This window comes from Streptomyces sp. NBC_00457, from assembly GCF_036014015.1.
In the GTDB taxonomy this organism is placed as follows: domain Bacteria; phylum Actinomycetota; class Actinomycetes; order Streptomycetales; family Streptomycetaceae; genus Streptomyces.
Map to the genome: position 1 here is coordinate 333,023 of NZ_CP107905.1, position 11,590 is coordinate 344,612.

General features: G+C 69.3%; 18 protein-coding genes and 1 pseudogene. 13 read left to right on the forward strand and 6 right to left on the reverse strand.

Annotated elements, in window-relative coordinates:
* The gene (locus tag OG828_RS01580) at positions 1-507 is read left to right on the forward strand and encodes an SRPBCC family protein (RefSeq protein ID WP_328499817.1); all 507 of its coding nucleotides are present in this window, start codon (positions 1-3) and stop codon (positions 505-507) included.
* Entirely contained in the window at positions 507-1,175 is a 669-nt protein-coding gene (locus tag OG828_RS01585; protein WP_328499818.1) for a dihydrofolate reductase family protein, read from the forward strand. Before OG828_RS01580 ends, OG828_RS01585 begins: the two co-directional genes overlap by 1 nt.
* A 250-nt stretch (positions 1,176-1,425) precedes the next feature.
* On the opposite strand, the gene OG828_RS01590 is transcribed toward OG828_RS01585, so the two are convergent.
* From OG828_RS01590 to OG828_RS01615, 6 genes are all read right to left on the reverse strand, one after another.
* Positions 1,426-1,866 carry an SRPBCC family protein gene (locus OG828_RS01590; RefSeq protein ID WP_328349443.1) on the reverse strand — a complete coding sequence of 147 codons (441 nt, stop codon included), beginning with the start codon at positions 1,864-1,866 and terminating at the stop codon, positions 1,426-1,428.
* Between the two features lie 90 nt (positions 1,867-1,956).
* Complete coding sequence (locus OG828_RS01595; RefSeq protein ID WP_210570713.1) at positions 1,957-2,295, reverse strand: ArsR/SmtB family transcription factor; 339 nt, start codon at positions 2,293-2,295, stop codon at positions 1,957-1,959.
* Entirely contained in the window at positions 2,292-2,756 is a 465-nt protein-coding gene (locus OG828_RS01600; RefSeq protein WP_328499819.1) for an SRPBCC domain-containing protein, read from the reverse strand. The genes OG828_RS01595 and OG828_RS01600 overlap by 4 nt, the downstream gene beginning before the upstream one ends.
* Before the next feature lie 152 nt (positions 2,757-2,908).
* Positions 2,909-3,391: an MFS transporter gene (locus OG828_RS01605; RefSeq protein ID WP_328499820.1), complete on the reverse strand. Its 483-nt coding sequence runs from the start codon at positions 3,389-3,391 to the stop codon at positions 2,909-2,911.
* A 16-nt stretch (positions 3,392-3,407) separates the two neighbouring features.
* Positions 3,408-4,310, reverse strand: coding sequence for an MFS transporter (locus OG828_RS01610; protein ID WP_328499821.1), 903 nt, complete (start codon positions 4,308-4,310; stop codon positions 3,408-3,410).
* An 18-nt stretch (positions 4,311-4,328) separates the two neighbouring features.
* Complete coding sequence (locus tag OG828_RS01615; RefSeq protein WP_443062361.1) at positions 4,329-4,505, reverse strand: SDR family oxidoreductase; 177 nt, start codon at positions 4,503-4,505, stop codon at positions 4,329-4,331.
* Between OG828_RS01615 and OG828_RS49425 the strand changes: the two are divergent.
* The 11 genes and pseudogenes from OG828_RS49425 to OG828_RS01670 form a co-directional block, all read left to right on the forward strand.
* Positions 4,462-4,584 (forward strand): annotated as a pseudogene (locus tag OG828_RS49425) (ATP-binding cassette domain-containing protein); the annotation flags it as partial. The gene OG828_RS01615 and the pseudogene OG828_RS49425 overlap by 44 nt on opposite strands.
* 65 nt (positions 4,585-4,649) lie before the next feature.
* Complete coding sequence (locus OG828_RS01625; RefSeq protein WP_328499823.1) at positions 4,650-4,997, forward strand: MmcQ/YjbR family DNA-binding protein; 348 nt, start codon at positions 4,650-4,652, stop codon at positions 4,995-4,997.
* A 93-nt stretch (positions 4,998-5,090) separates the two neighbouring features.
* Positions 5,091-5,990 (forward strand): aminoglycoside phosphotransferase family protein, encoded by a 900-nt coding sequence (locus OG828_RS01630; protein ID WP_328499824.1) that lies wholly within the window; start codon positions 5,091-5,093, stop codon positions 5,988-5,990.
* Positions 5,991-6,065: 75 nt separating this feature from the next.
* Positions 6,066-7,127 (forward strand): YihY/virulence factor BrkB family protein, encoded by a 1,062-nt coding sequence (locus OG828_RS01635; RefSeq protein ID WP_328499825.1) that lies wholly within the window; start codon positions 6,066-6,068, stop codon positions 7,125-7,127.
* A gap of 129 nt (positions 7,128-7,256) precedes the next feature.
* Positions 7,257-7,796, forward strand: a complete 540-nt coding sequence (locus tag OG828_RS01640) for a phosphatase PAP2 family protein (RefSeq protein ID WP_328499826.1) — start codon at positions 7,257-7,259, stop codon at positions 7,794-7,796.
* Between the two features lie 123 nt (positions 7,797-7,919).
* Positions 7,920-8,339 carry a phage holin family protein gene (locus tag OG828_RS01645; protein ID WP_328499827.1) on the forward strand — a complete coding sequence of 140 codons (420 nt, stop codon included), beginning with the start codon at positions 7,920-7,922 and terminating at the stop codon, positions 8,337-8,339.
* Complete coding sequence (locus tag OG828_RS01650) at positions 8,336-8,806, forward strand: DUF3618 domain-containing protein (RefSeq protein ID WP_328499828.1); 471 nt, start codon at positions 8,336-8,338, stop codon at positions 8,804-8,806. The genes OG828_RS01645 and OG828_RS01650 overlap by 4 nt, the downstream gene beginning before the upstream one ends.
* Positions 8,803-9,069 (forward strand): DUF4235 domain-containing protein, encoded by a 267-nt coding sequence (locus OG828_RS01655; RefSeq protein ID WP_328349452.1) that lies wholly within the window; start codon positions 8,803-8,805, stop codon positions 9,067-9,069. Before OG828_RS01650 ends, OG828_RS01655 begins: the two co-directional genes overlap by 4 nt.
* Positions 9,070-9,205: 136 nt before the next feature.
* Entirely contained in the window at positions 9,206-9,628 is a 423-nt protein-coding gene (locus OG828_RS01660) for a hypothetical protein (protein WP_328499829.1), read from the forward strand.
* A 167-nt stretch (positions 9,629-9,795) separates the two neighbouring features.
* On the forward strand, positions 9,796-10,617 hold the full coding sequence (locus OG828_RS01665; protein WP_328499830.1) for an ABC transporter ATP-binding protein: 822 nt from the start codon (positions 9,796-9,798) through the stop codon (positions 10,615-10,617).
* Positions 10,618-10,631: 14 nt separating this feature from the next.
* Positions 10,632-11,492, forward strand: coding sequence for an ABC transporter permease (locus tag OG828_RS01670; RefSeq protein WP_328349455.1), 861 nt, complete (start codon positions 10,632-10,634; stop codon positions 11,490-11,492).
* Positions 11,493-11,590 lie beyond the last annotated feature (98 nt).

Here is an 11,590-nt window from a genome sequence, read left to right on the forward strand (position 1 = left end):
ATGGCAGGGGCAGGGCGAGAAACACGGGCGGAGCCGGCTACGGCCGACCGGGAGATCGTGATCTCCCGGGCCATCGACGCCCCGCGTGAGCTGGTGTTCGAGGCGTTCACCGAGGTCCGGCACCTGTCGCGGTGGTGGGGTCCGGAGGGCTTCACCACCACCACACGGTCCTTCGAGTTCCGTGAGGGTGGGGAGTGGGACTTCGTGCTCCACGGGCCGGACGGGACCGACTACTCCGAGTGGATCCGCTGGCTGCGGATCGTCCCGCCGGAGCGGATCGTGCTGCTGCACGGTGAGTCCCGCGACGACCCGAACGCCTTCGAATCGGTCCTGACCTTCGCGCCGGACGGCGAGGCGACCCGGATCGAGATGCGCACAGTGTTCCCCACCAAGGAACTGCGCGACGAGGCGGTCGAGAAGTACCACGCCATCGAGGGCGGCCGGCAGACCCTGAGCAGCCTGGCGGCCTACGTCACCGAGATCCTTCAGAAAGGGGTGGCGGGCTGATGGCCGGGAACGTGTTCTTCAGTGTGTCGATGTCGCTGGACGGCTTCATCGCGCCCGAGTCCGTGCCCGATGAGGACTTCCTCTTCGCGCCTGACAAGCAGGACGACCCGGATGTTCAGCGCTGGATGGCGCAGTGGATGGAGCTGCAGCAGTGGGCCTTCCCGCTGCGGTTCTTCCGGGAGAACCTGAAGCTGGGCGAGGGCGGCGAGGAGGGCCGCGACAACGACATCGCGCGGGAGACGTTCGAGCGCACCGGCGCGAGCGTCATGGGCAAGCGCATGTTCGACCTCGGCGAGCTGTCCTGGCCGGAGGAGGCGCCGTTCCACACCCCGGTCTTCGTCGTGACGCACACCAAGCGTGACCCGTGGGAGCGGCCCGGCGGCACCACGTTCCACTTCGTCAACGACGGCATCGAGCACGCCCTCGACCAGGCCCGCATCGCCGCCGGGGACCGCGACGTCCGCATCGCCGGCGGCGGCGCGACGATCCTGGAGCACCTGAACGCCGGCCTGGTCGACGAGTTCTCGATCACGCTGTCACCGGTGCTTCTCGGCGCCGGCACCCGCCTGTTCGACGGCGTGGACGCGTCCAGGGTCGCGCTGGAGCCGGTCCGTTCGGAGCCGTCGTCGCGGGTGACGCACCTGACTTACGCCGTGCACCCGCGGTAGGCGTGCCACCACTCCGCCCTTTGCCGGCCTCCCCTCCCCTGCCGGCGTCACGCCGGCCTCTGCCGCGAGGGCCTGAGTGTGGCGACCTCAGGCACTCGCGGCAGAGAGCGTCAAGGACCATGCCAGTTCCCTGGGCCGCCCCTGCCGAGGACACGCGGATGACGGCCGTACGGGCCTTCGATCGGAGTACAACGCGTCCAGCGGCAAGGACACGGCAGACGGTGTCCGCCGGGATGCCCGCGGAATCCGTCTAGTGCCAGTTGCTGATCTTGACGTCGTGCGGCGCGGGCTCGCCCTTGCCGGTTTCGACCAGCCTCTTGAGGCTCATCAGGAAGGTCGCCCACTTGGTGCTGCAGTGGTGCATGAACTCCACCGGCTCCTTCCAGCCCTCGTGTCGGAACAGCACGATCGTGAAGCCGTCCTCCTGCTTGAGCTCGAAGCGGATGTGCGTGCCGATCCACTCCTCGGGACCGTCGACGACCTCCCAGAGCACGCGCTCGGCGGGCCGGGCCTCCAGTACCTTCATGTCGAACCCGCCGGGCTCGAAGCGGAACCGGATCACTCCTCCGATGTCGGTGTCGCCGTCCGTGTCCTCCGTCCACCAGCCCGCCAGACCGTCGACCGTGGTCAGGGCCTCGTAGACGTCGCCGGGAGACGACTCGACTCCGATCCTGTGCAGGATGTCCACCATCTCGATACCTCGTTCTTCGGGTAGGCGCCCGCATGCGGGCGCGGTTCATCAGCGCCACCCCGGATAAGGCGGCGCGCTCGTTCGTGCGGGTCAGCCTTTCTGGCCGCGCTGAATTGCTTCGGCGATCCGCTTGATGCGCTGCAGCCGGGCATCCCAGGCGGCGCCGACCGACGACAACTGCGCGACCGCGCGGGCGAGTTGGGCCTCGTCGACCTGGTAGACGCGCTCACGTCCGGACGGCGTGACGTGCACCAGTCCGACCCGGTCGAGTACGCCGAGGTGTTTGGCGACCGCCTGGCGCGTGACCGGCAGTTGCTCGCTCAGCGTGGTCGCGGTGCCGCCGCCGTCGGTCAGCAGCAGGTCGAGCATCCGCCGCCGGGTCGGGTCTCCCACCGCCGACCAGAGCTCGTCGTCGATGGTGACGCTCATGGCGTCGACACCAGCCGGGCGACGTACGAGACGAGGCGGGGCAGGAAGTGGTCCCAGCCGGTGACGTGTTCGCGGTACTGCTCCTCGAGGACGGCGACCTCCCAGCCCTTCTCCCTGAACCCCTCCTCGGTGAAGCGCAGCAGCGTCCCCGCGCCCGACGGGACCAGCTCGAAGGTCACCAGGAGCGAGTCGTCCGGCGCCGTGGCCTCACTCTCGTCGTACACCCACCGGAAGGAGAACCGCCGGGGTGGGTCGGCCTCCACCACGGTGATCGGTACGGCCTTCGCCTCCGGCGTGGAACTGTCGCCGAACGAGATGACCCCGGTGGCGCCGGGCACCGGCTCCAGCTCTGCCTCGTCCGGCCACCACTCCCGCAGATGTTCGGGCCTGCTGACGACCTCGTAGACCACCTCGGGCGTGGCTTCGATGTGGATCTCCCGTTCGATGCTGCCGTACTCCACCGCACTCTCCCACCATCTCGCAACCTTTGGTTGCACATCACTGTAGACCCTCCCTTCGGGATGCGCAACCGTTGGTTGCCCTTAGTTGCCTGCCTTCTCCCGGCGGCGTCCGGGCATGAGCCAGAGATTGAGGGCCGCGCCCGCCACCAAGGTCACGGCGGCCACGCGGAAGGCGAGGCGTACGCCGTCGACGGCGAGGCGCCGGCCGATTCCACGGTGTGGGAGCCGTGCGTCCCGCCGAGCGCGATCGCCGCGAACGTGGCGAGGCCGAGCGCGCCGCCCACCTGCTGCACCGTGGTGGTCACGCCCGAGCCGAGGCCCGCGTCATGGTCCGAGATGCCGTGCAGGGCGGCGTTCTGCACGGCCGGCAGGGAGGCGGCGAAGCCGAGGCCGGTGACGATCATGGCGGGCATGATGTGCGAGCCGTACGAGGAGTCCTCCTCGACCATGCTGAACATCAGCACGCCGCAGGCCATCACGAGCATGCTGACCACGAGAAGGGTCCGCATGCCCACCCTGGGCAGGAGCTGACCGGCCACGAGGACACCGGGCAGGAAGGCCAGACAGAAGGGGAGCCAGGCAAGGCCGCTCTCCAACGGAGAGAAGTCCAGGACGTCCTGGTTGTAGAGGACCACCAGGAAGAAGACCGCCTCAGAGACACCGATCAGCAGGATCGTCAGGCCGTTGCCCAGGGCTCGGATGCGTTCGGCGAAGAAGCCGAGGGGGGCGAGTTGGCTGAGTACTTCTGGCCTGGGCCACGACGAACACCACCAGGAGCGTGGCACCCACCGCGATCGAACCGCCGGACTGCCACAGCGGTACGCCCGAGCCGGAGGAGAGCAGTCCGTTCACCAGCGCGATGAGGCCGACGGTGAGCAGACCGGCGCCCGTCCAATCGATGCGGCGGCGGCCCGGGGCCCTGTTCTCGGGCACCAGGCGACGGATCACGAGGAGCGGCACCGCGGCGAGAGGGAGGTTGATGAAGAAGACCCAGCGCCAGTCGACCAGACCGGTCAGGACCCCGGAGAGGACCACGCCGACCACCGCTCCCAGGCCGGACAGGGCTCCCCAGATCCCCAGCGCCTGGGCCCGTTCCTTCTCGTCGGGGAAGATCAGCGCGACGATCGCGAGGCCGGCCGGGACGGCGAGGGCCTCCCCCATGCCCTGGGCGAACCGGGAGGCGATGAGCATCCCGGGCGAGACCGCCAGGCCGGCGGTCAGCGACGCGACACCGAACAGAGCTGTTCCGATCATGAACATACGGCGGCGCCCCAGTAGGTCGCCGAGCCGGCCGCCGAGGAGCATCAGCCCGCCGGCGGCCAGCATGTAGGCGTTCACCACCCAGGTGAGGCCCTCGGGAGTGAAGCCGAGTTCCCTGCGGATCGTGGGGAGCGCGACGTTCACGATGGTGAGGTCGATCGCGATCATGAACTGTACGAACGACAGGGCCGCGAGAGTCCGCCAGCGATGGCGAGAGGCCTCCGTCACCAGTGCCGACTCCGGCGCGATCCCATCCCGCGGTTCGTGCGTGCCGCCTTGCGTGCTTCCCTGCATGGCCTCACAAGCTCCTGGTCATCCGGTCGTGGTCAGGCCGCCGTCGACCGGCAGCACGAGGCCGGTGAGATAGGAGGCGCCGCGCGAGGCGAGGAAGGTCGTGACGCCCACGATGTCGTCGGGGCGACCCAGCCTGCGCAGCGGGGCGTGCGTCCTGCACGACGTGGATCTGGCTCTCGAGCCCGGCACGGTCACCGCGCTGGTGGGCCCCTCGGGCTCGGGCAAGAGCACCCTGGCGAAGCTGCTGCCGCGGTTCTTCGACGTGACCGGCGGCCGCAGGGCTGGCGGACCACGGGAATCCACTCCCCCACTCCCCGGGCAAAGGACCGAGGTGCCTCCATGGCCGAAGCCGAAGACGTACGGACGCTCGCACTCGCCCTGCCCGATACAGAGGAGCGCGTCACCTGGAACCAGCCGACGTTCCGGGTGAGCGGAAAGATCTTCGCCTGGATCACCGAAGACGAGCTCTGTGCCGGAGTGAAGGTCGACGGCAAGGAAGAACGCGACGAGCTCGTCGCGTCCGCACCGGAGACCTTCTTCTATACCGATCACGACTCCCGCTACAACGTCGTCCAGCTCCGCCTGGACCGGATCGATGTCGGGGAGCTGGACGAACGGGTACGGGCCGCGTGGCGGGCGACCGCTCCCAAGCGCCTGTTGAAGGAATTCGATCGGGGCGGTCAGTAACGGGTCAAAACTCGGTCGACAGGCGGAGCCGCGAACCACTGTGATGGGTCCGAGTGCCCGTCGTACGGAGCGGGCCGGCCACAGGAGCTGCTCTTGGCAACCGTGAGAACGGTGGACACCCGCCCCCAGATCGATGATGCACTGGTCAGGCGCCTGATCGACACTCAGTTCCCGCAGTGGGCGGGGCTGCCCCTGAAGCTGCTCGACCCCGCCGGCTCCGACCATGTGATCTACCGGCTGGGTGAGGAGCTGTCCGTCCGGCTGCCCCGCCATGCCGGAGCCATCGGGCAGGCCAGGAAGGAATTCCAGTGGCTGCCCCGGCTCGCCCCGCACCTTCCCCTGGCTGTCCCGGTACCGGTGAGGGTGGGCGAGCCCGACTTCGGTTATCCGTGGCCGTGGGCGGTGTCCCGCTGGCTGGACGGTGAGGTGGCGACCGTCGAGGCACTGGCCGGTTCCTCCACGGCCGCCGTTGAACTGGCTCAGTTCTTGACTGCCTTGCAGCAATTCGCACCCGAGGACATCCACGCCGAGAGCACCCTGGTAGAGCTCACCGGCCGGCCGTTGTCCGACCGGGACCGTGCGACGCGGGCCGCCATCGCCCAGGTCGACGGCGTGTTCGACGCAACAGCGATGACCGAACTGTGGGACGCGGCACTGAGCGCCCCCGGGTGGGACCGTTCTCCGGTGTGGTTTCACGGCGACTTCCACACCGGCAACCTGCTCACCGTCGACGGCCGCCTCAGCGCCGTCATCGACTTCGGCGAGCTCGGCACCGGTGACCCGGCCCGTGACCTGATGATCGCTTTCACCTTGATGTCGGCCGACAGCCGAGCCGTCTTCCGCGACGCGCTCGATGTGGACGACGCCACCTGGATGCGGGGCCGCGGCTGGGCCCTGGCCACTGGCCTGAACGCCTACACCTCCTACGCCGCCGTCGACCCCCGGGTCGCCGAGCAGACCACCAGGCAGATCAACCAGGCCCTCGTCGGCTGACAACGGCAACACACACTTGACGTGTATGCCGTGAGTGCATGTATACGCGGCACTCGGCCCGGATACTCGGTCGGAATGGTACGGACGTTGAAACGGCATGGAAGGCACGGCGGGCACAGCGCGACCGACCAGAAGGCCGAGACCGTGCGGGCACCTGAAGCCGGGCCGGATGAGCAGGTGGAGCGGCAGGCGCCGGACAAACCGACGGATCTGCCCAAGCGCTCCTGGGGAGCGGTACTGAAAGGCACCCTGAAGGAGTTCAAGAAGGACGAGCTGACCGACCGGGCCGCGGCACTGACCTACTACAGCATTCTGGCGCTGTTCCCGGCACTGCTGGCACTCATCTCACTGCTCGGGGTCGTCGGGCAGTCGGCGTCGCAGCAGGTGCTGGACAACATCCAGAACCTGGCCCCGGGCGCGGCGCGGGATGTCCTGAGCAGTGCGGTGCAGCAGATGCAGGGCAGTGCCGGGATCGGTTCGGTCATGGCGATCGTGGGTCTGCTGCTCGCGGTGTGGTCGGCCTCCGGCTATGTCGCCGCGTTCATCAGGTCCGCCAACGCGGTCTACGACGTCCCGGAGGGCCGGCCGGTGTGGAAGGTACTGCCCGTCCGCGTCGGCGTGACGGTGGTCCTGATGGTCCTGGCCGTGGTCAGCGCGGTGATCGTCGTGTTCACCGGCAGCCTGGCCCAGCAGCTCGGCTCCACTCTGGGTGTCGGCGACACGGCGCTGACGGTGTGGTCGATCGCGAAGTGGCCGGTACTGGCGCTCCTGGTCACCACCATGATCGCGATCTTGTACTGGGCGACGCCGAACGCGCGGGTGCGCGGGTTCCGGTGGATCACGCCGGGCAGCTTCCTGGCACTGGTGATCTGGATGATCGCCTCGGCCGGGTTCGCTTTGTATGTGGCGAACTTCGCCTCGTACAACAAGACCTACGGCACCTTCGCGGGCGTGATCATCTTCCTGGTGTGGCTGTGGATCACGAATCTGGCGATCCTGCTGGGCCTGGAGTGCGACGCGGAGCTGGCCCGCCAGCGCGCGGTGGCAGGCGGTCAGCCGGCCGACGAAGAGCCGTACGTACAGCCGCGCGACACCCGCAAGTGGGACGAGGAGGATCGCCGCCGTCTTGGATCCTGACGTGGCGGGGACCGCACCGCCGCGGGCCTCGTTCAGGACCGCTCCAGGTTCTTAGGGGTGCCGGGCCGAATCGCTCACGACACCGGTGTGACCTGGCCCTGACCGGGAAGTCGGCTGGTCATGGGAACGATGGCGGATCTTCACGATGGGGACCGCCGGCTGGCCAGACGGACGATCGGGTCGGGGCCACCCTGGGTGCGCCGGCTCGCGTCGGCGGTGCAGGAGGCCGCCGAGCACACCAAGCTGTGGTGGGCGACGGCCGGAGCCATGGCCGCGCTCGGCGGGTGGCGCGGCAGTACGGCCGCGGCGGCGGGCGTGACTGCCATGACGATGTCCGAGGTGCTGTCGAACGCGGTCGCCAAGAAGTTGTACCGACGGCGCCGCCCGCCCCGGGAATGGGTCCCGCCGGAGGAACTCCGGGAGCGCCCGGACAGCTCGTCGTTCCCCTCGGGGCACACCGCCGCGGCCGTCGCCTTCGCGGGCGCCGTCGCGCCGGTCTGGCCGGCCGCCGGTGCCGCCTGTGGGCTGTCGGCGGTGGTGGTGTCCGCCGAGCGGGTGCACAGCGGTGCCCGCTACCCCTCCGACGTGGCCGCCGGAGGCGTGATCGGGCTGGCCGCGGCCGCCCTGGTACGGGCCGTGCCTCATCTGCCGTGGCGGCGGCTGCTCTGACGGGAGGTGATGCGTGCTGACCCGGGGTACCCGGAGAGCCGATCAGACGGTGGAAGTAGAACCGGCCGCTCGGTCACCCCGGGCAGCCCACCCCAAGGACAGCCCCAAGGAAGGTGAGCACTCATGACAGCAGATGGTTCCCCCCGCCCGGGCAGCGGAGCGCAGGAACCGGTGAGTGACCTGGTCCAGCGTGCCTCGCGGCAGCTGTCTCAGCTGGTCCGCGACGAGATGCGCCTGGCGCAGGCGGAGATGACCGAGAAGGGCAAGCGGTTCGGCAGGGGCGGCGGCCTGTTCGGCGGCGCCGGGCTGATGGGCGTGCTCACCCTGCAGGCGCTGGTGGCCACCGTGATCGCCGTTCTGTCGCTCGCCCTGGATGTGTGGGTGGCGGCTCTGATCGTCACCGGCGTCCTGGCCGCCGTCACCGCGCTGATGGCGGCGCTCGGGAAGCGACAGATCAGCCAGGCATCCCCGCCGAGGCCCGAGCAGACCATGGAGAGCGTCAAGGCCGATATGGCCGAGATCAAGGAGAAGGCACACCGATGACCCAGGACAAGCCGAACAAGGGCGATGAGACAGCACCTTCCCCGGAGCAACTGCGGGAGCAGGTCGAGGCGACCCGCGAGGAACTCGGCGAGACCGTCGAGGCGCTCGCGGCGAAGACCGACGTCAAAGCCCGCGCCCAGGAGAAGACAGCGGCTGTCAGGCACCAGGTCGCCGAGAAGACCACACAGGTCAGGACGCAGCTGAAGGACAAGGCCACGCACGCGGCCCACGTGGTTCAGGACAGGACCCCCGAGCCGGTGCGCGCGAAGGCCGCCGCGGCCACGGAGCAGGTCCACGACAAGGCCGTACACGTCGCGGAGCTGGCCCGGGACAAGGCCCCGGAACCGGTACGCGAGAAGGCCGGCCAGGGCATGCAGGTGGCGCGCGCCAACCGCACTCCGCTGCTCACCGCAGCCGGTGCGCTCATCGCGCTGCTGCTCATCCGCCGCGCCCGGAGGCATCGATGAAAGCGTCGAAAGTCGCTTACAAGCCGGTCGGCATGGCCATGGGCGCCCTCAGCGGTGCGCTGGCCGGCGCGATGTTCAAGGAGGTCTGGAAGCGGCTCGGGCACGAGGAGGATGCCCCCGATGCCACCGACGAGCACCGCACCTGGCGCGAGGTGGTGTCGGCAGCCGTCCTGCAGGGAGCGATCTTCGCCGGTGTGAAAGCCGTCGTCGACCGCGGCGGCGCCACCGCCACCCGCCGCCTGACCGGCACCTGGCCCGGCTGACCGACCGTCGGCCTCCGGCACAACACCGGCCGGCGCATACCCGGTTGGTGGTGCGGGGCCCAGGAGCCGATGCCGGCCCACCGACTGGATGGGCTCCGAAACACGCAGGAAACGGGCGCTTCCTACACTCCGCCGCATGCGCCACCTGACCGTCCTTGACGCCCCCACCGAGTGGAGCCGGTTCGCCGAGGGCTCCATCGAACGCCGGATGCTGCTCGCCCTCGGCGACCGGCTCGGCACCGGGCTTCGTCCGAAGCCGCTCATGCTTCCGGACGGCAGCCGTGTCGAGGTCGAGGGGATCGACGCCGAGGGCAGGGTGCTGGTCCAACTCGTCAGCAATCAGGGCGCTTACAAGCCCGCCTACCGCAACAAGGTCATGGCGGACATGTTCAAGTTGCTCTGGCTGCGCGACTCCGTGCCGACCGCCGAGCGTGCGGTGCTTCTGGTCACCGAGCTGATCGTGCAGGCGCTCGGCGGCTGGGTGGCACGCGCTGCGGCGGACCTCGGGATCGAGATCTACGTCTTCGACGGCAGCACGGTCGTCACACTCGAGCGCTGAACGTAAAGCGCGCGAAACAAACAGCGCCGCAGGGCCGTAACACAAGGCTCCTACGGTCGACGACACCTAAGCGGATTTCCGCGTCGCAGTCACCCGCACTCGCTACGCACGCTCTCCGACTTCCAGGACCGGGCCTTCGTGCTCGCTACATGGATGGGAGCGTGAAGGTGACTGGTACGCCAGCGCTTGAACTACGGTCGGTGCACCGGGTCTACGGATTCGGGCCGTCCGCGACGAATGCCCTGGACGACGTCTCTCTGACGGTGCCGCCCGGCCGCTTCGTCAGCCTCATCGGGCCCAGCGGCTGCGGCAAGTCGACACTGCTGCGCCTCGCGGCCGGCCTCGAACAGCCCGACCGCGGCGAGGTCCAGGTGCACGGCGTCCCCCCGGCCAAGGCGTGCGCCGCCAAGATGATCGGCCTCGTGCCGCAGAGCCCGGCGTTGCTGCCGTGGCTGTCCGTGCTGCGCAACGTCACGCTGCCGCAGAAGATCAACAAGGGTGCCTCCAGGCGCCGCGAGCGCATCGCCGACTTCGAAGAGCGGCAAGCCGCCCCGGACATGCGGGATCTCCTCCTCAAGGCAGGTCTCGGCGAGGCCATGCACAAGCTCCCGGCACAGCTGTCCGGCGGTATGCGGCAGCGTGCCGCGATCGTGCGGGCCTTCGGCCTGCGGCCCGACATGCTCGTCATGGACGAGCCCTTCTCGGCCCTCGACGAGTTCACCCGCGAGAGCCTGCAGGACCAACTGCTCGACCTGTGGGACGAGTTGAAGACGACGGTCCTGTTCGTCACCCACTCCGTCTCCGAGGCCGTACGGCTCTCGGACACCGTGGTCGTCATGGCACCGCACCCAGGCCGCATCGTGGAGACCATCGACGTCGACCTGCCCCGGCCGCGCGGCAATCGCCTCTTCGGGGAACGTCACTTCCACGAGTACGAGGACCTGATCCGCGACCGGCTGCGCCGTGCCTGGCACGGCGAGGCCGCGTGAGTGGGGTGCGAGCGATGACCGTGACCGACGAACGCACCAGCACCACCCTGGCGAACGAGACGAAGACACCCGTCGAACCGTCGCGCTTCAGCCTCAGGCACCCGAGGTCCCGGATCGCATGGATCCGCCCCTCCGCATGGTTGCCCCTGACCGTGATGCTGGCGTTCCTCGCCGTGCTGTGGCAGTGGGGCGCCGACGAGCTGCCATACCTGCTGCCGCCGCTGCCGAAGATCGGCAGCTCACTGACCACCCAGTTCGGCTACTACGTCGACAACGCCCTCATCACCCTGGGCGAGGCGACGGCCGGCCTCGCGATCGGGTTCGTCGCGGCGTTCGTCCTGGCGGTGCTCACCAGCGAACTCCCGCTGGTGCGCCGGGCCGTCATGCCGATCGCCGTCGTCCTCAACGTCACCCCGCTGGTGGCGATCGCACCGGCCCTGGTCGTGGCCTTCGGCTTCGGCCCGCTGCCCAAACTCCTCATCGCCGGCCTGATCTGCTTCTTCCCGATCCTCATCAACACCGCGGCCGGACTGCGGTCCGTGCCCCAACAAGTGCTGCAGGTGTACCGGACGATGGACGCCGGCCGTATCGAGCTGCTGTGGCACGTGCGCATCCCCCACGCGCTGCCGTACGTGTTCGCCGCGCTGCGCATCGTCTTCCCGCTGTCGATCGTCGGCGCCGTGGTGGCCGAGATGTCGGCGTCGGGATCGACCGGCGGCCTCGGCACCGCGATCAGCGTGGCCTCGTCCATGAACCAACTGCCGGTCGTATACGCCTCGATCCTCGTCCTCGCGGTCATGGGCGTGCTGCTGCTCCTCGCCGTGACGCTGGTCGAACGCCGCGTCCTGCACTGGCACGACAGCGCGCACAACTGACTCGGCTTCCCCTCACCGCGCCCGTGGCAGCCATGGCCGGGCGCCCGGCGACCCACGCCCTCTTCCGCACCGTTCCCCGGCGGCCCTCGCCAGTTTGG